Here is a 22,102-nt window from a genome sequence, read left to right as displayed (position 1 = left end):
AAGGCCCGTCATTCTACAGGACGGGCGTGCCTACTTGACGATTTTCAGGTGGGACGGCTTGGGAGCGTCCGGACCATCGCCCGGTGGCGTCGGGGTATCCGGCCCTGAAGTCGGCGGCCCTTCCGGATCGTCGCCACCCGGGTAGGGGCGCGAAGCCACGACTTCGAAGCCCATGCCGGCGCCGGTCTCGCGGGCATACACCGCCGAAACTGCGCCCACCGGGATGAACAGATGCTCGACCACGCCGTTGAAGCGGGATTCGAACTCGATGTACTCGTTGCCCAGCGTCAGGCGGTTGGTGGCCAGGTGGCTGATGTTCAGCGTGATCTGGCCATCATGGACATGGGCGCGGGGCACCACGGTGTTCTCGTCGACGGTGACCACCAGGTAGGGGGTGTAGCCGTTGTCGGTGCACCATTCGTGCAACGCGCGGATCAGGTATGGTTTGGTCGAGGATTCCTGCATGTTTCAGCGACGCATGACCTTTTCGGACGGGGTGAGAGCCTCGATGTAGGCGGGGCGCGAGAACAGGCGCTCGGCGTACTTCTGGATCGGTGCGGCGCTCTTGGGCAGCTCGATGCCGTAATGGCCCAGGCGCCACAGCAGGGGCGCCACGGCGACGTCCAGCATGGAGAATTCCTCGCCCAGCATGTATTTGTTCTTCACCAGCAGCGGCGCAAGCTGGGCCAGGCGGTCGCGGATGTTGGCGCGGGCCGCTTCGCGGACCTTTTCGTCGGTGATGCCGCGGTTTTCGAGCGTGGACACGTGGACGAACAGTTCCTTCTCGAAGTTGTAGAGGAACAGCCGGGTGCGCGCCCGCATGATCGGATCGGCCGGCATCAGCTGCGGATGCGGGAAGCGCTCGTCGATGTATTCGTTGATGATGTTCGACTCGTACAGGACCAGGTCGCGTTCGACCAGGATGGGCACCTGGCCGTAGGGATTCATCACCGCAATGTCTTCCGGCTTGTTGTACAGGTCGATGTCGCGGATCTCGAAATCCATGCCCTTTTCGAACAGCACGAAGCGGCAGCGTTGCGAAAAGGGGCAGGTCGTCCCGGAATAGAGCACCATCATGTCGTGGGTTCCAATGCAAAAAAAGACGAAGAACGCGCGCGGTCCTGAAAACGCAAGCCAGGCGTGGCAACGCCTGGCTGGCATTCCGGCCCGCGCGGCCGGAGGGTCATGCGCCCCCGGGGGCGCGCCCGAACTTAGCGGACGTGCTTCCAGTATGCCGCATTCATGCGGATGGCGACAAACAGGAAGAGGAACAGGAACAGCATGACCCAGACGCCGATCTGCTTGCGCTCCAGCTGGCCGGGTTCCGCCATCCAGCCCAGGAAGTTGCTGAGGTCGGCGACATCGCTTTCGAACTTGCTGAAGGTCTTGGCATCGGCGGACTCGAAGCGCGTCACGCGGGTGGCTTCGCCGGTGTAGTCCTTCAGGGGCTCGGATTTGATGGTCTGGAAGCCATCGGCGTCATAGACCGTGGTGGTGCGTTCCCAGTGCTCGTTGCCCTGGGCGTCGGCCACCTGGTGGACGTCGATGTCCGTGAAGCTGCGCGGGCCTTCGAGTTGCCAGAGCACGTTGGGCATGCCCACGCTGGGGAAGACGACGTTGTTCCAGCCGGTCTTCTTGGAAGAATCGCGGTAGAAGGTGCGCAGGTACGTGTAGATGTAGTCCACGCCGGACGGACCGAAGTTGGTGCTCTTGGCGCGGGCGATCACGGACAGGTCCGGGGGCGCGGCGCCGAACCACTTCTTCGCGTCCTCGGGGGTCATGGAGATCGTCATCAGGTCGCCGATCTTCTCGCGGGTGAAGAGCAGGTTCTTCTTGATCTCGTCTTCCGACAGGCCCAGGTCCGTGAGCTTGTTGTAGCGCATGGAATTGGCGCTGTGGCAGTTCAGACAGTAGTTGACGAACAGTTTGGCGCCGTTTTGCAGGGCCGCAAGGTCGGTGATGCGATCGGGGGCGCGGTCCAGGTGCGCGCCGCCTTCGGCAGCGAGGGCCAGCGTGCAGGTCAGGGACAGGGCCAGGGCACCGAGCAGTTTTTTCAGCATGATCTTTCCGTGACAGTCAGTGGTTCGGCCTTCAGTGGGCCCGGAAGGTGACGCGTTCGGGAACCGGCTTGAAGGTGCCCAGGCGGCTCCAGACGGGCATCGCCAGGAAGAACGCCAGGTAGATGACCGTGCCGATCTGCCCGAGAACGGTGTAGGCCGGCGAGACCGGCTGCGTGCCCAGCCAGCCCAGGATCAGGAAGTCGATGATGAAGATCGCGTACAGGACCTTGTGCCAGTTGGGACGGTAGCGGATGGACTTGACCGGCGAATGGTCGAGCCACGGCAGGAAGAACAGGATGACGACGGCGCCGCCCATGGACACCACGCCCCAGAACTTGGCGTCCAGGACTTTCATGAGGATGGCGACCAGGACCAGGATGCCGGGCACGGCCAGGCGCCAGATGCCCGAGAGCCGGCCCTTGGCGAACAGCAGCACGGCGGCCAGCAGGGCGCCGGCGGCCATGACCCAGGTGAAGTCGCTGGTGGTGGCGCGCAGCATGGTGTAGAACGGCGTGAAATACCAGACCGGGGCGATGTGCGGCGGGGTCTTCAGCGGATCGGCCGGGAGGAAGTTGTTGTATTCCAGGAAGTAGCCGCCCATTTCGGGGCCGAAGAAGATGATCGCGGCGAACACGATCAGGAAGCCGGCCACGCCGACCACGTCGTGCACCGAGTAGTAGGGATGGAACGGGATGCCGTCCACGGGGCGGCCGTATTTGTCCTTCGGGCCTTGCTTGATCTCGACGCCGTCGGGGTTGTTGGAACCCACTTCGTGCAGGGCGATGATGTGCGCCACGACCAGGCCGATCAGCACCAGGGGGATGGCGATCACGTGGAAGGCGAAGAAGCGGTTCAACGTGGCATCGGACACGACGTAGTCGCCACGGATCCACAGGGACAGCTCGGGACCGATGAAGGGGATGGCCGAGAACAGGTTGACGATCACCTGGGCGCCCCAGTAGGACATCTGGCCCCAGGGCAGCAGGTAGCCGAAGAAGGCCTCGCCCATCAGGCACAGGAAGATGCCGACGCCGAAGATCCAGACCAGTTCGCGCGGCTTGCGGTAGGAGCCGTAGAACAGGCCGCGCAGCATGTGCAGGTAGACCACGACGAAGAACATCGAAGCGCCGGTCGAGTGCATGTAGCGGATGAACCAGCCGCCAGGCACTTCGCGCATGATGTATTCGACGGATTCGAAGGCAAAGCGCGCATCGGGCTTGTAGTTCATCACCAGGAAGATCCCGGTGACGACCTGGATCACCAGCACCAGCAGCGCCAGCGAGCCGAAGAAATACCAGAAGTTGAAGTTCTTCGGAGCATAGTACTCGGACATGTGCTCCTTGAACATTTTGGTCAGCGGGAAGCGGTGGTCCACCCAGCCCAGCAACCCGGTCGTCTCGACGTTTTTATCGGCCATGAAAGGCTCCTAGATTCAATATCGCAAAAGATGGACGGAAGCGTCCATCAGGCCTTGTTGTCTTCGTCGACACCGATCGTGATGCGGGTGCCGTCGGCGGAGAAGACGTAGGGCGGAATTTCGAGATTGTCTGGGGCGGGCTTGTTGGCGAACACCCGGCCGGCCAGGTCGAACGTGGAGCCGTGGCAGGGGCAGAGCCAGCCACCGGGCCAGTCGCTGGGCAGGCCGGGCTGGGCACCGGTCTGGAAGTGGGCGGTCGGCGAGCAGCCCAGGTGGGTGCAGATGCCGATGCAGACGAAGTATTCCGGCTTGCGCGAGCGGTATTCGTTCTTTGCCCATTCCGGCGTGAAGCCGGGACGGTCGGAATTGGGATCGGCGAGTTCGGCGTCGTGCTTGGACAGCGCATCGACCTCGGCCTTCGTGCGGCGCACGATCCAGACCGGCTTGCCGCGCCATTCGACGGTCATCATCTGGCCTTCGGCAAGGCCGGAGATGTCGGCCTCGACCGGCGCACCGGCGGCCTTGGCCTTTTCGGAGGGGGCGAACGAGCCCACGAAGGGAACGGCCGTGGCGACGCCCGCGACTCCGCCAAGCGTACAGGCCGATGCAACCCAGAAGCGGCGCGAAGGATCGGGTGGCAGGTTCGGGTCGACTGCGCCCTGCTCGTCGGACTGTGTCGGATGCTGACTCATTCTGTTATCCCTGGTTGCCGCCCGGGGGCGGAGCGTTTTTTGAATATGATCTGCCTGTGCGTGGAGGCTGGAAAAGGTCGCCCCACAAGGTTCTTCAACCGCGTATTATAGCGTTACGCCCAGTGGGGTAAATGGATGGAGGAAGACCGAAATGAGCACAGCCCGGGGTTTCATCAAAGAATTCCAAGAATTTGCCATCAAGGGCAACATGATGGACCTGGCGATCGGGGTCATCATCGGCGGTGCCTTCGGCAAGATCATCGATTCGGTCGTCAACGACCTCTTCATGCCGCTGATCAACTTCATCGTCGGCGGCAACGTCAACTTCGACAACCTGTTCCTGGTGCTGCGCCTGCCCGAAGGCTATGCCGGCGCCATGACGATGGCCGAGCTCACCAAGGCGGGCGCGGTCGTGTTCGCCTGGGGCCATTTCCTGACCATCTTCGTCAATTTCCTGCTGCTCGCCCTGGTGGTCTTCGTGATGGTGAAGCTGGTGAACAACGCCCGGCGCCGCTTCGAGGCCGAGCCGGCTCCCGCTCCCGCCGCGCCTCCCGAAGACATCCAGCTGCTGCGCGAGATCCGCGACGCCCTGCAGGCCGGCAACCCGGGGAAGTAGGCCGCGCCCTACACCGGGTTGTCGATGTCGACGAACTCGCAGGGCACGCCGAAGCGGGCCTCGATGGCTGCGCCCAGGGCCTGGATCCCGTAGCGCTCCGTCGCATGATGGCCCGCGGCGATATAGGCCGCGCCCGTTTCGCGCGCCAGGTGCACGGTGGGTTCCGAGATCTCTCCGCTGACGTAGCAATCGGCCCCGGCGGCCAGGGCGGCGTCCATCATTCCCTGGGCGGCGCCGGTGCACCAGGCCAGCCGCCGCACCGGACGGTCGGGATCGCCGATCACCAGCGGCTCACGCCGCAGCCGGCGGGCGATATCGGCCGCCAGCGCGCCCACGGTCAGGTCCCGGGCGGGCGCGCCCAGCCAGACCAGTCCGTCGGGTCCGCAGCGCCGCGGGGCGCCGTCGGGGTCGGTTTCCGGAATCCAGTCCATGACGCGCGCCAGCTGGGCGTTGTTGCCCCATTCGGGGTGGGCGTCCAGCGGCAGGTGGTAGGCATACAAGTTGATGTCCCGCGCCATCAGGGCCGCCAGCCGGCGATGCTTGGTGCCGCGGATGCAGGGGTCTTCGTTCTTCCAGAACCAGCCGTGGTGCACCAGGACGGCATCGGCGCCCCGGGCGGCGGCAGCCTCGATCAGGGCCAGCGATGCCGTGACACCGGTGACGATGTGGCGGATTTCGTCGCGGCCCTGAACCTGCAGGCCGTTCGGGCAATAATCACGGAAGCGTTCGGGCTGCAACGCGTCGTTCAGCCAGTCCGCCAGTTCCTGACGTGATATTTTGGCGATCATGTTGATGTCCTTTAGCATGTCTTTCCGCCGTCCCACGGACGGCAAGCCCGAGACGAGTCGAGCGATTCCATGTTGATGCGGCGATTGTGGCTGATTTTCGCCCAGACGGTGACGGTCTGTCTGGGCATCCTGTTCCTGGTCGCGACCCTGCGGCCCCAATGGCTGCCGGGCGGCGCGTCTGAACACAAGGCCGTGCCCATGGCACCGGCAGCCGCGGGCGCGCCGTCCAGCTACGCGGCAGCCGTGGCGCGGGCCGCGCCATCCGTGGTCAACATCTACACCACCAAGCACGTCGACGTGCCGCTGGTGCCGTTGCCGGCGGACCCCAGGCTGGAGCAATTCCTGCGCGGCCTGCCCGGATTCACCCGGCGCGAGGCGACGACCAGCCTGGGCTCGGGCGTGATCGTGCGGGCCGACGGCGCGATCCTGACCAACTACCACGTGATCGAGGCCGCCGACGCGATCGAAGTGCGTCTGCACGACGGGCGCCAGGCGGCGGCGAAATTGATCGGCGCCGACCCCGAAAGCGACCTCGCCGTCCTCAAGATCGGCCTGCCCGACCTGCCGGCGATCGCCTTCGACCCCGACCCATCGGTGCGCGTGGGCGACGTGGTGCTGGCCATCGGCAACCCCTTCGGCGTCGGCCAGACCACGACCCTGGGCATCGTCTCCGCCGTGGGGCGCAATCGCCTCGGGCTGAACACCTACGAGGATTTCATCCAGACCGACGCCGCCATCAACCCCGGCAATTCCGGCGGCGCGCTGATCGACACCCGGGGCGAACTGGTCGGCATCAACACGGCCATCTATTCCGAAACGGGGGGGTCGCTGGGCATCGGCTTCGCCATCCCGGCGGCCGCGGCCCACCACATCCTGGATGAAATCCTGGAACACGGCAGGGTGCGGCGCGGCTGGCTGGGCCTGGAGCCGCAGGACATCACCCCCGATCTGGCACAGGCCTTTGGCCTGAAAGACACGCGCGGCGCCATCGTCGCCCGGATCCTGCCGGGCGGTCCGGCAGCGCGCGCCGGGGTGCGGGTGGGCGACGTCATCCGCTCGCTGAACGGCCAGCCCGTGGAAGATGCCTACGACCTGGTCAACCGGCTGGCCCCCCTGCCGGCGGACTCGACGGCCCGGCTGGCATTGCTGCGCCAGGGCCGGACCCTGAAACTGGACGTCCGCGTGGGCATCCGCCCCCCCGCCCGCATGCCGAGACGTTGAACGCGGACATGCGGGCGGGCACGGGCGATTGTTGACCTCCATCAATACGGGAAAACAATGTCCATGTTTTCATTGTGGATATAACCGTTCCACAAGGGGAACACCATGAGAACGCGCGCATCCATTCTCCTGGCGACGCACCCGGTCCCGGAAAGACCTGCAGACCTGCCGCCGGGCACTCCGGCCATCCCCGGGCCGCAGAAGTAACCGATCCGCCGGCACGGGCCGGCTCCGGGGCGGCTACTCCCTTTGCGCCTCCGGGGCGGGCCCGCGCAGGGCGGACCGGCTTGTGCGATCCGCCCCCGGTCCACGGGGTCTGTATCAGGGAATCCGGAGCGTGCGTTCCGCCAGGATTTCATAGAAGGATCCTTCCGGTCTCGGCGCCGAGGCCACCAGCACGCAGCGGCGCGGCGTCCAGTCCAGGGGCTCGGGCACCGGCAGCAGACTCAGATCGCCCGGCTCCGCCCGGCGCAGCAGCGACACATGCGGGCGAAAAGGCTCGTCCGGCCGCGGGAAGCCCCGGCGCGCCAGCGCCCGCCACAACCAGCCATGCAGCGCATCCAGCCAGGGCGCGGGAGCCGACGGGCCGGCCCAGACGATCCTCGGGCCACGAAAACGGCCGTAGCGATCCAGGCGCAACGCGCCGCCGATCAATACCGCCTCGTCCAGCAAGGAGGCCAGCTCCGCGATCCGGTCATTGGGCACCATGCCCAGGAAAGCCAGCGTCAGATGCAGGGTTTCGGGCCGCATGACGCGTCCGCCGAACGCGGCGTGCGCCCGGCGCGCCCACCCGGACAGGGTCTCGGCAGTCTCGGCATCCGGCCACAGCGCAAAGAACACCCGCCGGCCGTCCTCGCCCGGGGAATGGGCCGCGTCCCGGCGCGGCGGTCCGTCCGCGCGGGCCGTCATGATCCGTCCGGCGCGCGCCCGGCGGCCGGTGTTTCCGCCCCGTTCGCGTCGTCCTCGTGCAGACCGATGACGGTCCAGCCCGCCCCGGGCTGCAGTTCCTCGTCCGGGGTGAAAGGCAGCGCATACCCCTTGGGATTCAGGGCGAACAGCGGGATCACCGGGTGGTCCGGGCGGGCTGCCAGGTATTGCGCAAAGCCGAAGCTGTCCGACAGCCGCGTCGCCTTGACCCGGGCACCGGCAGCCAGCAGGGCGGACAGCTTCCAGTAGCCGAGGTCCGGAGCAAACAGGGTGCGGCCGCGATAGGCGGCATCGAGCAGGTGCTTCTCGGACTGGCCGGCATCCTGGGACCGGGGCAGGCTGAAGACCTTGCGCCTGCCGAACTCGTCGCGGGCGCGCGCCGTGATCAACTGGTTGACGTCGTCGCGCATGCCCAGCGCCAGCAGACGCCCCAGGCCGGTGGTGTCCAGGTTGCGCTGGGCGTGTTCGGAAACCGGGCTGCCATGATAGGTGGAGAGCCCCATCATCCGGGCCCGCGACAGGCTGTACCAATCGCTGTCGCACAAGCGCACCGGCACGCCCTGTTCATGCAGCGCCTGGCCGATGGACCGCGCCACCGGATTGGCGCCCGCGATCAGGAAGCCCACCCGGTCCGGCTCGGCCGCCTTCAGCAAGCGGGCCACGGGCCGCGCCGTCAGGCTCTGCCAGATCACCGTGCCGATGATCAGCAGGAACGTCATCGGCAGCAGCCGGTCTGCATGGGGCACGTCCATCTTTTCCAGCCGCAGGGCGAACAGGGCGGACACCGCCGCCGCCACGATGCCGCGCGGCGCGATCCAGGCCAGCAGGCCGCGTTCGCGCCAGTTCAGCCCCGAACCCCAGGTGGAATACATCACTTTCAGCGGCCGCCCCACCCACAGCATCACCGCCAGCACGCCCAGTGCGGGCCAGCCCAGGTCGTACAGCTGGCCGGGCGCCACGCGCGCGGCCAGCAGGATGAACAGGGCCGAGAGCAGAATCTGGCTGAGGGTTTCCTTGAACTCCAGGATGTCGCGCACCGGCACGCCGGGCTGGTTTGCCAGCCAGATCCCCATGATGGTGACGGCCAGCAGCCCGGATTCGTGCTGCACCGCGTTGGACAGGGCGAAGGCGGCGAACACCAGCGCCAGCACCGACAGGTTCACCAGGGAGTCCGGCACCCAGCCGCGCCGCAGCAATGTGCCCAGCAGCCAGCCGGCCGCCGCCCCGATGCACAGGCCCGTCGCCAGCGTGGCGCCGAAGGCCCACAGGGCATGGCCCCACTCATGGGTCATGCGCAGGGACACCATCAGGTCGTAGGCCACGACGGCCAGCAAGGCGCCGATCGGGTCGATCAGAATGCCTTCCCAGCGCAGGGCGTGGGCCACCGGCGCCACGGGACGCACGGTCTTGAGCAGCGGCGCAATGACCGTCGGCCCGGTGACGGCCGTGATGGCACCGAACAGGATCGCCAGGTCCCAGGGGAACTCAAGGAAGGCATGCACCGCCACGGCCGCCACGACCCAGGCGATCAGCGTGCCCCCCGTCACCAGCCGCCGCACCACCTGCTCCAGGCCCCGCGTCTGGTGGAATTCCAGCGTCAGGCTGCCCTCGAACAGGATCACGGCCACCGACAGGGAAACAATGGGGAACAACAGGTCGCCGAACAGGGCGTCCGGTTCCAGCCAGCCGGCCAGCGGCCCCACGGCGATGCCCGCCAGCAGCAGGAACAGGATCGCCGGCACCCGCAGGCGCCAGGCCAGCCACTGGGCGGATATGGCAATCAGGCCGATCCCGGCCAGCATCAGTTCAGGACTGCGCATCGTCGCGTCCACTTTCCCGCGCGTGCGGCGCACCGCCTGCGCGCCGACCGGCAGGCTCCAGCCAGATTCGCCACCCCCGCTTGCGCATCTGGCGCCAGCTCTTGAGCAGACCGTAGGAAAGATGCGTCTTTTCCTGGCCCACCGGAATGTCCGGCCGCACCCGCATCCAGGAAGACTTGGCATAGCCCAGCCGCTGGTCCGGATAGACGCTGCGGTGGCCGATGATCAGGTAGGCGGCAATGGCCGATCCGGCCGCATACAGTGTGCCCACGGTGCCACCGAAGAGCTCCACCCCCATCAGGATGGCGGCCAGCGGGGTGTTGGAGGCGGCAGCCACCACCGACACCAGCCCCACGGCGGCGCCCAGGGAAGGGCTGATGCCGAACAGGTGCGCAAAGGCGTTGCCCGCCACGGCGCCGATGACGAACTGGGGCGTGACGATGCCGCCATAGAATCCCGAGCCCAGGGTCACGGCCACCAGGATCGTCTTCCACAGGAAACCCGCATAAGGCATGGCCTCGCCCGCCAGGGCCCGGTCCATGAGCGGCAGGCTCAGGCCCAGGTAGTCCGTGGGGATGGCAAAGGTCACCAGCAGCGCCAGCGCGATGCCGCCCGCCAGCGGCATCAGCGGCGGCCACACGGCCCAGCGGGCCTGCAGCCGGTGGCAGGCATTGCGCACGGCGTAGATCAGGTCCACGAACACACGCGCCACCAGCCCGCACAGCATGCCGACCAGGATGGTGCGCAGGAACAGCCATTCGGAAAAAACCGGCAGCACATCGATCGCATAGTGCTCGTAGGGAATGCCCAGGGCCTTGCTGACCTGGTACGAGGTCATGCCCGCGATCAGGGCGGGAAACAGGAAGTCGTGGCGGATGCGGCCGATGATCAGCATCTCCACGCCGTACAGGGCGCCGGCGAGGGGCGTGCCGAATACGCTGGCAAAGCCCGCACTGACGCCGCAGGCCACGATGCGCTGGCGCAGTTCCGCATTCAGCCGGAACACCTGGCCGATCACCGAGCCCAGGGACGCCCCCAGGTGCGAGCAGGGGCCTTCCTTGCCGGCCGAGCCGCCGCTGGCCAGGGTGATGATGGCCGCCACCGGCTTGATCCACAGGGTGCGCCAGGGCATGCGGCCGCCCTGTTCGTGCACGGCGGCGAAAATGGAATCCTTCAGGCCCGACGCGTCCAGGCGGCGACGCGCATGGCCCATCAGCAGGCCATTGGCCAGCCCCGCGAGCGGCAGCAGGGCCCAGTAGGCCCACAGGGGCATGGACTGGGTGCGGCCGGTCGCGAAGAACAGCGCATGCAGGAACAGACTGGTGCCGACGCCGACCACCAGCCCGGTCAAAGAAGCCAGGATCAGCCATTGGACCACCGTCGCCAGCATCACGGCGGGTTCCAGCAGGTCGATACGGGGAAGGGAAGGCAGTTTCATGGGTCAGGCGCAAGCGCGCCCGATGCGGGCCCGACCCTCCGCAGTATAGCCGAGCCCGCCTGGCCCCTGGCCGCGGTCAGCCGGTTCATCCACATCCCACGCGCCCCGGAATCGGCCGCCCGGGTCGGGAAACTTATTTTTTCTAGGGTGATTACGGAGTGGTTCGCGGAACAGCCCTTGCTACTATGCAAGCTTTCCCAATAGCAACTGAAGAGGAACCACACCATGCCCATCAAAAAATGGCTGGCCGCGTGCGCCGTGGCGGTTACCGCCGCCATCGCCGCCGCCCCCGCTCAGGCGGACACCAAGTTCATCAACATCCTGACCGGAGGCCAGAGCGGCGTCTACTACCCGCTGGGTGTGGCCCTGTCCCAGATCTACAACAAGCACATCCCCGATGCCAAGTCCACCGCCCAGGTCTCCAAGGCCTCGGCCGAAAACATGAATCTGCTGCAGGCAGGCCGCGGCGAGCTCGCGTTCGCGCTGGCCGACACCGTGTCCGATGCCTACAAAGGCAATGCCGATGCGGGCTTCAAGGCCCCGCTGAAGAACCTGCGCGGCATGACGGCCACCTACAACAACTACATCCAGATCGTCGCCAATGGCGATTCCGGCATCAAGACGCTGGCCGACCTGAAGGGCAAGCGCATTTCCGTGGGCGCCGCCCGCTCCGGCACCGAGCTCAACGCACGCGCCGTCCTCAAGGCCGCCGGCCTGACCTACGACGATTTCTCCAAGGTCGAATACCTGCCCTTCGGCGAGTCGGTCGAGCTGATGAAGAACCGCCAGCTGGACGTGACGCTGCAATCGGCCGGCCTGGGTGTGTCTTCCATCCGCGACCTGGCGACCTCGGTCAAGATCGTCATCGTGCCGATCCCGGCCGACGTCATCGAGAAGATCGGCAATGCCGCCTACCAGCCGGCCACCATCCCCGCCGGCACCTACGAGGGCCAGGCTGCGGACACGCCCACGGCGGCGGTGCCGAACTTCCTGGTGACGGCCTCGACGGTGCCCGACGACCTGGTCTACCAGATGACCAAGGTGTTCTACGAACAGCTCGACACCCTGAAGTCCGCCCACAACGCCGCCAAGTCGATCCAGCTCGAGAATGCCCTGAAGGGCATGCCCGTGCCCCTGCATCCCGGCGCCGAGCGCTACTACAAGGAAGTGGGCCTGATCAAGTGATCACACACGGGCACCGCGCCGCCCCCGGTTCCCCCGGAAGCCACGGTGCCCCCTCTCTTCCCTCCGGGGCGGTTCCGACCTGCGTCTGAACCGCCTTTTCAATCTCCAGGTTTGCGCTCATGAGTTCTCCCCACGATACCGCGGCCCAGCCCCTGCCGCGCACCATCTTCTGGATTGCCGTCGTCTTTTCCTGCTTCCAGATCTGGACCGCGGCCTACAGCCCCCTGTCCAGCCAGGTGGTCCGGGCAGTCCACGTCGGCTTCGTGCTGCTGATGGTCTTTTCCCTGTATTCCGGCGGCAGCCGCGCAAACCGGACGCTGGGCTGGTGCCTGGGCACCCTGGGTTTCGTCTTCAGCCTGTACCACTGGGTCTACGAATCCGACCTCACGGCGCGCGCCGGCCAGATGACCGATGCCGACATGGTGGTGGGCATCGTGACCATCGTGCTGGTCTTCGAGGCCACCCGCCGCATGATGGGGTGGGCATTGCCGGTCATCTGCGGCCTGTTCCTGGCCTACGGCCTGTTCGGCCAGTACATCCCCGGGCCCTTCATGCACCGCGGCTACGGCTTCGACCAGATCGTCGGCACCCTGAGCTTCGGGGTCGAAGGCATCTACGGCACGCCGACCTACGTGTCGTCCACCTATATCTACCTGTTCATCCTGTTCGGCGCGTTCCTCGAACAGGCGGGCATGATCCAGCTGTTCAGCGACTTTTCCATGGGCATGGTCGGCCACACGCGCGGCGGGCCAGCCAAGGTGTCCGTGGTCAGCTCGGGCCTGATGGGGACCATCAACGGCTCGGGCGTGGCCAACGTCGTGACCACCGGCCAGTTCACCATCCCGCTGATGAAACGCTTCGGCTATTCGTCCGCCTTCGCGGGCGGCGTCGAGGCCACGTCCAGCATGGGCGGGCAGATCATGCCGCCGGTGATGGGTGCGGTCGCCTTCATCATGGCGGAAACACTCAACATTCCCTACGTCGAAGTCGTCAAGGCGGCCCTCATCCCCGCCATCCTCTACTTCACGACCGCCTTCATCTCCGTCCACCTCGAGGCCGGCCGGCGCGGCCTGCACGGCCTGGCCAAGGAAGACTGCCCCGATCCCTGGAAAGCCGTGCGTGCACGCTGGTACCTGCTGCTGCCCCTGATCGGCCTGGTGGTGCTGCTGTTCTCGGGCTACACGCCACTGTTTTCCGGCACCATCGGCCTGGGCCTGACGGTGATCCTGATCTTCGGCGCCGCCGTCATCCAGGGCACTTCGCAGGCAATCCTGCGCTACGTCTTCTGGCTGCTGCTGGGCATCGCCTGCGCGGGCTTCATCCAGTTCGGCGTCACTGACTTCTTCGTCATCATCGCCGTGCTGGGGCTGGCCCTGATGGTGCGCCGGCATGGCCGCGACACGCTGCGGCTGGCGCTCAATTCCCTGGCCGAAGGCGCGCGCAATGCGCTGTCGGTCGCGGCGGCCTGCGCGCTGGTCGGGGTGATCATCGGCATCATCAACCTGACCGGCGTGGCCGCCGAGTTCGGCGGCCAGGTCATCGCCATCGGCGAAAGCAACCTGTTCCTGGCGCTGTTCCTGACCATGATCACCTGCCTGGTGCTGGGCATGGGGATCCCGACGATCCCCAACTACATCATCACCAGTTCGCTGGCCGCTCCCATCCTGCTGAAGCTCGGCGTGCCGCTGATCGTCTCGCACATGTTCGTGTTCTATTTCGGCATCATGGCCGACCTGACCCCGCCGGTGGCGCTGGCGGCCTTCGCCGCCGCGCCCATCGCCCGGGAAAACGGCCTGAAGATCAGCATCCAGGCGCTGCGCGTGGCCGTGGCCGGTTTCGTGATTCCCTACATGGCCGTCTATGCGCCGGCCCTGATGCTGCAGGGCGGCAGCGCACTGGATACGGCCTACATCGTCTTCAAGGCCCTGCTCGCCATCACGCTGTGGGCCGCCGGCATCACCGGCTTCCTGTTGTCGTCTCTCAACTGGTTCGAGCGGCTGTACATCATCGCATCGGCCATCCTGCTGGTGACGGCGATCCCGCTGACCGACGAAATCGGCTTTGCAGCCACGGGGTTGTTCCTGGTGTGGCACGTGGTGCGCAGCCGCCGTGCCCGCACGGTGGGGGCGGCGACCTGATGCTGGCCGCACTGGGAGTCTGCCTGACCCTGGCGGCGGCGCCCGGCGTGCCGCCGCGCTTCGTGCCGGTCCAGGCATTCACGCTGGCCTGGACCCACTCGATCGAGAAGATCCGCTGGGAAGAAGACTACACCGTCAGTGCTGACGCCGGCGGCCGGCCCATCCTGGTGCCCGGCCAGGCCCGCATCCTGGGCTCGGGAGCGGGCATGGAACCGCCCCCGGACGCCACGCTGCGCCCCGACGGCTGGTACGTCTACCAGCCCCATACCGGCCTGCTGCATGAACTGCGCCTGTCGCGTTCGCCCTATACCGCCGACTACGACTGGTGCGTCGGCGGGCGCTGCGAACCCATGGTGGGCATCATGCCCACCGATGGCGACGTGACCCTGCTGCGGCCCTGCCGCGCGCCTCAACCGCCGGTCAGGACCGCCCCCCGATAGCCCCGATCTCACGAAACGCTCTTTCCTGGGACTGGACTCACGAGGGCTTCTATCGATGAGAGCGATTATCCACCCGTGGATGCACGACCCGGGAAGCGTGCGCCTGTTCCGGCACAAGCGATGGGCATGAAATTTTCTCGCGGGACTTGTCTTCCCGAAGAAAAAACATGATAATCATTCTCATGTATATTTGTGTATGCAACGCGATCAGCGAACGCCAGGTCCAGGATGCCATCGCCCAGGGCGCGGCCGACCTGGGCGATCTCCAGGCCCAACTGGGCGTGGCGACTTGCTGCGGCCATTGCGCCGAGACCGCCACGGAATACCTGCCGGGCGGTCGCTACGCAGCCGACGTCGGCTCCGCCGCGGCCGGGCTGACCGGGCAGGTCGAGGTCACCGTCCTGTCCCGCGTTGCCACGCGCCGCGTCGCCTAGGCCCGCCCCGCCACCATCGTGCAGGTCCCGCTTCCCGCACCCCGGTTCCCGGGGCGCGCGGGTCGTGCTAGCCTTGTGATCCGGGCCCGTCCGATTCCGGACGAGCCATGCACCAGGGAGCACAGGTCATGAAAGGCGACAAAACCGTCATCCGCTATCTGAACCAGCAGCTGAAAAACGAGCTTTCGGCCATCAACCAGTATTTCCTGCATGCGCGCATGCTGCGCCACTGGGGCTTCGAGGCGCTGGGCGAGCACGAATACAAGGAATCCATCGGCGAGATGAAGCATGCCGATCTGCTGATCGAGCGCATCTTCATGCTGGACGGCCTGCCGAATCTGCAGGATCTGCACAAGCTGCTGGTGGGGGAAACCGTGCCCGAGATCCTGGCCTGCGACCTGAAGCTGGAAACCGCTGCCCAGGCCACGGTCAAGGAAGCCATGGCCTACTGCGAATCGGTGCAGGACTTCGCCTCGCGGGATCTGTTCCTGACCATCCTGAAAGACACCGAGGAACACATCGACTGGCTGGAAACGCAGATCGGCCTGGTCGAGCAGCTTGGTCTCCAGAACTACCTGCAATCTCAGATGTGACCCTGCGGCGCCTCGGCGCCGGCCCAGGCACCCGGCCGGGAGGCCGGGAATCAGAAGCCCGATTTCTTCGCCGGGCAGTCGGGGACGCGGCCCCAGGCATTGTTGGGTTCGCAGTATTTGTTGCGGGCCGCCCAGGCGCACGAGGGCCGCGAGAAGAAACCCAGCGATTCGCAGGCCTTGAGCTCCGCCTGGAAGGCGGCCTGCCACTGCCCGCCGCGGGCAGCGGCAGGCGCGGGCGAAGGCGGCGGCGGAGGTGTCGTGACGTCGATGGGCTGGACCACCTGGCTGCCGCCCAATCCCCCGAACTGGGCAATGCCCTGCAGGCCGTCTCCCAGCTGGTTGCGGGATGCCAGGGCGATGGCCTCGTCCATGGAAATGGTGGTGGTCGCCAGGGCGATCGGCCGGCCGTCGTCCAGCAGGGAATCCTGCTGGATCTTCCAATCGACGGGAGGCTGCAGTTCGGGCACCCCCTGGCGGCCATCCGGCAGCACCTGCGGAGCCGAGGCGACATAGGGCTTGCCGTTGGCATCGAGCATGCCGGCCTGCGCATCGAGCTCGGGGTGCGGCTTCGGCATCTGGATCTGTGCCGGCCCGTGGGCGATCAGCCAGTCGCCCAGCTGCAGTCCGCCCCAGGCGGATGCGCCTGCGGCCAGCAGCAGAAAAGCAAAAATCAGACGCCAGGACATGGGCGACGGGCCTCGTCGATCGGAGCGGGTGATCCCTGCATTGTATAGGAAGCCACCGCCGCGGCAGCCAGCACGCTATGCAAAGACCCGCCCGGCATGTTCGCGCATGGTGTGGAATTCGATGTCGGGGTAGCGCTCCTGGGCGACCCGCAGCTGGGCGGGCGAACTGGCCAGGAAAGCGGCCGCATCCACCACGTCGTAGGCGATGTTGGCCGCGTTGGCATCCATGAATTTCTTCAGGGCCTTGGGGTCGGGGCAGGTGATCCAGCGCGCCAGGCTGTAGCGCGACGGCATCAGGCGAGCCTCGACGCCGTACTCGGTCTTCAGGCGGTGGGCCACCACTTCGAACTGAAGCTGGCCCACGGCCCCCAGCAGCAGCGCGCCACCGGCGGCTTCGGGGCGGAACACCTGGATGGCGCCTTCCTCGCCGAGCTGCGTCAGGCCGGTGCGCAGCTGCTTGGTGCGCAGGGGGTCCTTGACCTCGACCGCCTGGAACAATTCCGGCGCGAAGAACGGCAGGCCCGTGAAAGTCAGCGATTCGCCCTCGGTCAGCACGTCGCCCAGTTGCAGGATGCCGTGATTGGGAATGCCGATGATGTCGCCGGCATAGGCCTCATCGATGATCTCGCGCCGCTGCGACAGGAAGGACACCACGTTGTTGGGCCGGATTTCCTTGCCGTTGCGGGCGACCTTCAGGCGCATGCCGCGTTCGAACCGGCCGGAACTGACGCGCACGAAGGCCACGCGGTCGCGGTGCGCCGGATCCATGTTCGCCTGCACCTTGAACACCACACCGGTGAACTTGGGTTCGGACGGCAGCACGCTGCGCTCCAGCGCGGCGCGCGGGCCGGGCGGGGGAGCCAGCTCCACCAGGGCGTCCAGGACCTCGCGCACACCGAAATTGTTGATCGCCGAACCGAAGAACACCGGCGTCTGGCGGCCTGCCAGGAAGGCGTCGTGATCGAAGGCCGGGACCGCGCCGGTGATCAGCTCGATCTCCTCGCTGGCCTTGGCGTGGGCGTCGCCGAACCGCGCCGACAGTTCGGGATTGTTCAGCCCGTCGATGGTCTCGTCGTCGTCCCGATGGCGCTCCGAGCCGGGGCGGAAGACCCGCATCCGGTCGTGGCGCAGGTCGAAGACCCCGCCGAAATGGCGGCCCATGCCCACCGGCCAGGAAAACGGAATCGCATCCATGCCCAGGTGGCCCTCGATCTCGGAAAGCAGGTCCAGGGGCTCGCGCACCTCGCGGTCGAGCTTGTTGATGAACGTGATGATGGGCGTATTGCGGGCGCGGCACACCTGCAGCAGGCGGATGGTCTGGGGCTCGACACCGTTGCCGGCGTCGATCACCATCAGCGCGGCGTCCACGGCGGTCAGCACCCGGTAGGTATCCTCGGAAAAATCCTGGTGGCCCGGAGTGTCCAGCAGATTGATGACGCAGTCGCGGTATTCCATCTGCATCACCGAGGACGCCACCGAAATGCCGCGCTGCTTTTCGATTTCCATCCAGTCGGACGCCGCATGGCGGCTGGCCTTGCGCGCCTTGACGCTACCGGCGATCTGGATGGCGCCCGCGAACAGCAGCAGCTTTTCGGTCAGGGTCGTCTTCCCGGCGTCGGGGTGGGAAATGATGGCAAAAGTGCGTCGGCGGGCGACTTCGTCGGTCAGGCTCATGGAAAGGTCGTGGAGCTTCAGGGCGTGAGGCTTCAGTGCTTGTGACTGAAGGAGGCCAGGACGGTGCCGGCCAGGATGAACATCGAACCGAAGCCTCGGTTCAGCCAGCGGATATGGCCCGGCTTGCGCAGCATCCGCAGGATCCGCGAAGCCAGCGAAGTATAGCAACTCATGGCGACCAGGTCGGTGAAGCACAGCGTGGCGCCGATCAGGAAATACTGCAGCGGCAGCGGCCGGCCCAGGTCCAGGAACTGCGGCACCACGGCCAGCAGGAACATGGTGCCCTTGGGGTTGGTGACGTTCACCAGGTAGCCGCGCAGCAGCTGGTCGCGGATCGGATGGGCGCTTTTCGGCGGCTGCGCCTCGACCGCCACCGGCGCCGCGTCGGTGCGGAACTGCCGCACCCCCAGGTACACCAGGTAGACGGCGCCGATCCACTTGACGATCGTGAAGGCCACTTCGGACGTGGCCAGCAGCGCGCCCACGCCCAGGGCCACGATGATCAGCTGGCAGATAATGCCGGCCTGGAGCCCGAAGATGGTCCAGGCGCCATGGCGGAAACCGTATTTCAGGCCCGAGGCCATCGAACAGATGGCGCCGGGCCCGGGCGAGAACGAGATCGCCCAGGCCGCAGCGAAGAAAGCCAGCCAGGTGGACAGTGCCATCCTCGGTCTCCAGTGCGCCGGCCCGGCGGATCAGTCGGCCTTGCGCAGCAGCGCGGGCCGCCCGGACGAAGCGGGGCGTGCGTCCCGGCGCGCGGCGGGGGCCGCACCGCCCTCGCGGGCCGGGCGCGCACCCGGGGTGCGGCCGCCGCCGCTGCGGCGGGCATCCTGACCGGGATGGCGATCGGACGGGCCGGCTGGCCGGCGGCCGTCACGGCCGGATGATTCGCGCCGGCCGCCGTCATTGCGCCGGTTGCCGTCGCCGCGGCCGGCAAAGCCGCTCTGCAGGCGGGCGAGCGCCCGCTTTTCCCGGGCATCCGGTGCCGAATCGGCAGTCACCATGGCGGAGGGATTCCATCCTTCCACCGCGATCGGTTCGATGGTCTGCTTGATCAGGCGTTCGATGGCGCGCAGCAGCTTGATCTCGGACGCATCCACCAGGGACAGGGCGGAACCGGTGCTGCCGGCACGGCCCGTGCGGCCGATGCGGTGCACGTAGTCTTCGGGCACGTTCGGCAGCTCGAAATTGACCACTTGCGGCAGCTGGTCGATGTCCAGGCCGCGGGCGGCGATGTCGGTGGCCACCAGCACGGCCACCTTGCCATCCTTGAAACCCGCCAGCGCCTTGGTGCGCGCCGCCTGGCTCTTGTTGCCGTGGATGGCAGCGGCGGACAGGCCGTCCTTCGACAGTTTTTCGGCCAGGCGGTTGGCGCCGTGCTTGGTGCGCGTGAACACCAGCACCTGGTGCCAGCCGCTCTCGCGGATGATGTGGCTGAGCAGGTCGCGCTTGTGCGCCTGGTCGGTCATCACCACGCGCTGGCTGACCAGCTCGGACGCGGTATTGCGCCGGGCGACGGAGACTTCGACCGGATTGCTCAGGATGCCCTGCGCCAGGCCGCGGATCTCGTCGGAGAATGTGGCGGAAAACAGCAGGTTCTGGCGCTTGGCCGGCAGCAGCTTCAGCACCCGGCGGATGTCGTGGATGAAGCCCATGTCCAGCATGCGGTCGGCTTCGTCCAGCACCAGGATCTCGACGCCCGAAAGATCCAGCGTCTTTTGCTGCGCGTGATCCAGCAGGCGGCCGGGCGTGGCCACCAGGATGTCCAGGGGCTTTTTCAGGGCCGCGATCTGGGGATTGATGTTGACCCCGCCGAACATCACCATGGAGCGCACGGAGGTGTATTTGCCGTAGAGGCGCACGGATTCCTCGACCTGGGCGGTGAGTTCGCGCGTCGGGGTCAGGACCAGCACGCGCGGGCGACCCGGACGGCGGTCCGTGGCGGGGTGGCCCAGCAGGTAATGCAGGATCGGCAGGGTGAAACCGGCGGTCTTTCCCGTTCCGGTCTGGGCGGCGGCCAGCAGGTCGCCGCCTTCCAGAACGCGGGGGATGGCCTGGGCCTGGATCGGGGTGGGATGGTCATAGCCGGCGTCGCCGACGGCGCGCAGCAAAGGTTCCGCCAAGCCGAGCGAGGCAAAGGTAATCGAAGTATCCAAGAAAATTGACTCCAGCGACCGCCTATCGCTCGAGCCGAGTGATACCAATCGAGGCCGACGTATGAAGAATGTCAGGAGAGGTGCCGCCGGAGCGCCTGGCGCCGGGGCTGAAAAGAAGCCGCACGGCGACTGGTTGGCCGTGCGAAGCATTGCATTATAGCGTGACTGCAACGCCGCGCGGCAGTCGGCCCTGACTGACCGGTCGCCCTTTAAAATACGCCATTCGCTCCCTGCCGGGGGCGCCACACGAGAGGCCCGGATGTTCCGACGTTACCTGAACCTGGCTGCGCTGGCAGCCCTGACGCTGCTGCTCTCGGGCTGCGGCTACAACGAAATCCAGCGCCAGGACGAGCAAGTCAAGGCGGCCTGGTCCCAGGTCCTGAACCAGTACGAACGCCGCGCCGACCTGGTGCCCAAGCTGGTGTCCTCGGTCAACGCCTACATGGTGAACGAGCGCACCGTGCTGCAGCAGGTCACGGACGCGCGTGCCCGGGTCGGGCAGATCCGCGTCAGTGCCGACGACCTGGACGATCCGGCCCTGATGGCCCGCTTCGAGCAGGCGCAGGGCGCCCTGTCCTCCAGCCTGTCGCGCCTGCTGGCGGTGTCGGAGAACTACCCTCAGCTCAAGAGCGACGGCCTGTTTCGCGACCTGATGACCCAGCTCGAGGGCACGGAAAACCGCATCGCGGTGGCGCGCGAGCGCTATGTCGGCGCGGTGCAGTCCTACAACCTCACGATCCGCCAGTTTCCCACCCTGATCACAGCGCGCGTGTTCGGCTATCAGCCCAAGGCCCAGTACGGCCTGGACAAGGCCGACACCGTCATGCAGGACCCCGAGGTGAAGTTCGACCTGCCTCAGGGGCAGGGCAAATGAATTTTCGCCGCATGCTGGCGCAAGCCGTGCTGGCGCTGGGGATGCTGGCGGGCGCGGTCCCGGCGCCTGCGGCGGCCGCCGCACCCGCTCCGGCATCCGCCGCCGCACCGGATACGGCCGGCCAGGTCGCGGTGCCGGCCTGGACCGGGCCGGTCATGGACGAGGCCGGCGCCCTGACGGCCGATCAGGTCCGCACGCTCACCGCCCAGGTCCAGGCGCTGGAACGGCAGCACGGCTCGCAGCTGTTCGTGCTGCTGGTGCCCACCACCGGCAACGAGTCCATCGAACAGTACGCACGCCGGGTCTTCGACCAGTGGGCCGTGGGGCGCAAGAACATCGACGACGGCGTGCTGCTGCTGGTGGCCGTGCAGGACCGCCGCCTGCGCATCGAGGTCGGCTACGGGCTCGAAGGCGCCGTCACCGACGTGGACGCCGGGCGGATCATCCGCGAGCGGATCACGCCACGCTTCGCAGCGGGCGACCTCTTCGGCGGGGTGGAAGCCGGGGTCTCGGCCCTGACGGGCCTGATCCAGGGCGAACCCCTGCCGCCTCCGGAGTCCACCGACGATGACGAAGGGCTCGACGAACGCGTGATGTTCCTGCCCCTGACGTTCTTCGCCCTGATCATGACGCCGCCCATCGGGGCCCTGTTGCTGGGCGGCTTCGTGTTCGTGCTGACCGAAAGCCTGCTCTGGACCGCCGTCGCGGCACTGGCGGGACTGGCGCTCGGCATCCTGGGCCGAATCCTGCACATCCCCGACAAGCTCGCCCGCGGGCGCGGCGGCCGGGGCGGCGGCCGTGGGGGCGGAGGCGGTTTCGGTGGCGGCTTCGGCGGAGGCGGCGGGTTCGGCGGTGGCGGATTCGGCGGTGGATCCTCGGGTGGCGGAGGCGGCGGCCGGGGCGGCGGCGGGGGCGCATCCGGCAGCTGGTAGCAGGCCGGGCT

The 22,102-nt window shown here is 67.0% G+C and carries 22 protein-coding genes; 9 read left to right on the top strand and 13 right to left on the bottom strand.

Going from position 1 to position 22,102, the window contains the following annotated elements; all coding sequences use genetic code 11:
- Positions 1-30: 30 nt before the first annotated feature.
- From ABD022_RS10355 to petA, 5 genes are all read right to left on the bottom strand, one after another.
- Positions 31-465, bottom strand: a complete 435-nt coding sequence (locus tag ABD022_RS10355) for a ClpXP protease specificity-enhancing factor (RefSeq protein ID WP_325123830.1) — start codon at positions 463-465, stop codon at positions 31-33.
- A 3-nt stretch (positions 466-468) separates the two neighbouring features.
- The gene (locus tag ABD022_RS10350; protein WP_325123829.1) at positions 469-1,077 is read right to left on the bottom strand and encodes a glutathione S-transferase N-terminal domain-containing protein; all 609 of its coding nucleotides are present in this window, start codon (positions 1,075-1,077) and stop codon (positions 469-471) included.
- 134 nt (positions 1,078-1,211) lie between these two features.
- Entirely contained in the window at positions 1,212-2,060 is an 849-nt protein-coding gene (locus tag ABD022_RS10345; RefSeq protein ID WP_325123828.1) for a cytochrome c1, read from the bottom strand.
- 31 nt (positions 2,061-2,091) lie between these two features.
- Positions 2,092-3,477: a cytochrome b gene (locus ABD022_RS10340; RefSeq protein WP_325123827.1), complete on the bottom strand. Its 1,386-nt coding sequence runs from the start codon at positions 3,475-3,477 to the stop codon at positions 2,092-2,094.
- Between the two features lie 47 nt (positions 3,478-3,524).
- On the bottom strand, positions 3,525-4,169 hold the full coding sequence (gene petA / locus ABD022_RS10335) for a ubiquinol-cytochrome c reductase iron-sulfur subunit (protein WP_325123826.1): 645 nt from the start codon (positions 4,167-4,169) through the stop codon (positions 3,525-3,527).
- A gap of 151 nt (positions 4,170-4,320) precedes the next feature.
- Between petA and mscL the strand changes: the two genes are divergently transcribed.
- Positions 4,321-4,785, top strand: coding sequence for a large conductance mechanosensitive channel protein MscL (mscL, locus tag ABD022_RS10330; protein ID WP_325123825.1), 465 nt, complete (start codon positions 4,321-4,323; stop codon positions 4,783-4,785).
- Between the two features lie 8 nt (positions 4,786-4,793).
- Here the strand turns inward: mscL and ABD022_RS10325 are convergent, their stop codons facing one another.
- The gene (locus ABD022_RS10325) at positions 4,794-5,570 is read right to left on the bottom strand and encodes a Nif3-like dinuclear metal center hexameric protein (RefSeq protein WP_425545232.1); all 777 of its coding nucleotides are present in this window, start codon (positions 5,568-5,570) and stop codon (positions 4,794-4,796) included.
- 78 nt (positions 5,571-5,648) lie between these two features.
- On the opposite strand from ABD022_RS10325, the gene ABD022_RS10320 reads away from it, so the two are divergent.
- On the top strand, positions 5,649-6,794 hold the full coding sequence (locus ABD022_RS10320) for a trypsin-like peptidase domain-containing protein (RefSeq protein ID WP_343821783.1): 1,146 nt from the start codon (positions 5,649-5,651) through the stop codon (positions 6,792-6,794).
- A 321-nt stretch (positions 6,795-7,115) separates the two neighbouring features.
- On the opposite strand, the gene thpR is transcribed toward ABD022_RS10320, so the two are convergent.
- Genes thpR through ABD022_RS10305 form a run of 3 tightly spaced genes read right to left on the bottom strand, consistent with a single transcriptional unit; the run spans position 7,116 to position 10,979 of the window.
- Positions 7,116-7,703, bottom strand: coding sequence for an RNA 2',3'-cyclic phosphodiesterase (thpR, locus tag ABD022_RS10315; protein ID WP_325123823.1), 588 nt, complete (start codon positions 7,701-7,703; stop codon positions 7,116-7,118).
- A complete protein-coding gene (locus ABD022_RS10310) occupies positions 7,700-9,541 on the bottom strand; it encodes a cation:proton antiporter (protein ID WP_343821238.1) in 1,842 nt (613 codons plus the stop codon). Before ABD022_RS10310 ends, thpR begins: the two co-directional genes overlap by 4 nt.
- Positions 9,528-10,979 (bottom strand): chloride channel protein, encoded by a 1,452-nt coding sequence (locus ABD022_RS10305; protein WP_325123821.1) that lies wholly within the window; start codon positions 10,977-10,979, stop codon positions 9,528-9,530. The genes ABD022_RS10310 and ABD022_RS10305 overlap by 14 nt, the downstream gene beginning before the upstream one ends.
- A gap of 225 nt (positions 10,980-11,204) precedes the next feature.
- On the opposite strand from ABD022_RS10305, the gene ABD022_RS10300 reads away from it, so the two are divergent.
- From ABD022_RS10300 to bfr, 5 genes are all read left to right on the top strand, one after another.
- Positions 11,205-12,164 carry a TAXI family TRAP transporter solute-binding subunit gene (locus ABD022_RS10300; protein ID WP_325123820.1) on the top strand — a complete coding sequence of 320 codons (960 nt, stop codon included), beginning with the start codon at positions 11,205-11,207 and terminating at the stop codon, positions 12,162-12,164.
- Positions 12,165-12,283: 119 nt separating this feature from the next.
- The gene (locus tag ABD022_RS10295; RefSeq protein WP_325123819.1) at positions 12,284-14,302 is read left to right on the top strand and encodes a TRAP transporter permease; all 2,019 of its coding nucleotides are present in this window, start codon (positions 12,284-12,286) and stop codon (positions 14,300-14,302) included.
- Positions 14,302-14,742, top strand: coding sequence for a DUF1850 domain-containing protein (locus tag ABD022_RS10290; RefSeq protein WP_343821236.1), 441 nt, complete (start codon positions 14,302-14,304; stop codon positions 14,740-14,742). Before ABD022_RS10295 ends, ABD022_RS10290 begins: the two co-directional genes overlap by 1 nt.
- 182 nt (positions 14,743-14,924) lie before the next feature.
- A complete protein-coding gene (locus ABD022_RS10285) occupies positions 14,925-15,176 on the top strand; it encodes a (2Fe-2S)-binding protein (RefSeq protein WP_325123817.1) in 252 nt (83 codons plus the stop codon).
- A 128-nt stretch (positions 15,177-15,304) separates the two neighbouring features.
- Complete coding sequence (bfr, locus tag ABD022_RS10280) at positions 15,305-15,769, top strand: bacterioferritin (protein ID WP_325123816.1); 465 nt, start codon at positions 15,305-15,307, stop codon at positions 15,767-15,769.
- Positions 15,770-15,819: 50 nt separating this feature from the next.
- Here bfr and ABD022_RS10275 read toward each other — a convergent pair whose 3' ends face one another.
- From ABD022_RS10275 to ABD022_RS10260, 4 genes are all read right to left on the bottom strand, one after another.
- Positions 15,820-16,455, bottom strand: a complete 636-nt coding sequence (locus ABD022_RS10275; protein ID WP_325123815.1) for a hypothetical protein — start codon at positions 16,453-16,455, stop codon at positions 15,820-15,822.
- Positions 16,456-16,530: 75 nt separating this feature from the next.
- On the bottom strand, positions 16,531-18,129 hold the full coding sequence (locus ABD022_RS10270; RefSeq protein WP_325123814.1) for a peptide chain release factor 3: 1,599 nt from the start codon (positions 18,127-18,129) through the stop codon (positions 16,531-16,533).
- A 32-nt stretch (positions 18,130-18,161) separates the two neighbouring features.
- On the bottom strand, positions 18,162-18,794 hold the full coding sequence (locus tag ABD022_RS10265; protein ID WP_325123813.1) for a LysE family transporter: 633 nt from the start codon (positions 18,792-18,794) through the stop codon (positions 18,162-18,164).
- Between the two features lie 30 nt (positions 18,795-18,824).
- On the bottom strand, positions 18,825-20,285 hold the full coding sequence (locus tag ABD022_RS10260) for a DEAD/DEAH box helicase (protein WP_343821234.1): 1,461 nt from the start codon (positions 20,283-20,285) through the stop codon (positions 18,825-18,827).
- A gap of 259 nt (positions 20,286-20,544) precedes the next feature.
- On the opposite strand from ABD022_RS10260, the gene ABD022_RS10255 reads away from it, so the two are divergent.
- Both ABD022_RS10255 and ABD022_RS10250 read left to right on the top strand, forming a co-directional pair.
- Complete coding sequence (locus ABD022_RS10255) at positions 20,545-21,159, top strand: LemA family protein (RefSeq protein WP_325123811.1); 615 nt, start codon at positions 20,545-20,547, stop codon at positions 21,157-21,159.
- On the top strand, positions 21,156-22,091 hold the full coding sequence (locus tag ABD022_RS10250; RefSeq protein ID WP_343821232.1) for a TPM domain-containing protein: 936 nt from the start codon (positions 21,156-21,158) through the stop codon (positions 22,089-22,091). Before ABD022_RS10255 ends, ABD022_RS10250 begins: the two co-directional genes overlap by 4 nt.
- Positions 22,092-22,102: the final 11 nt, after the last annotated feature.

Source organism: Castellaniella daejeonensis (genome assembly GCF_039523555.1).
Taxonomy (GTDB): Bacteria; Pseudomonadota; Gammaproteobacteria; order Burkholderiales; family Burkholderiaceae_B; genus Castellaniella; species Castellaniella daejeonensis.
This window is presented reverse-complemented; position numbering and strand designations above follow the sequence as displayed.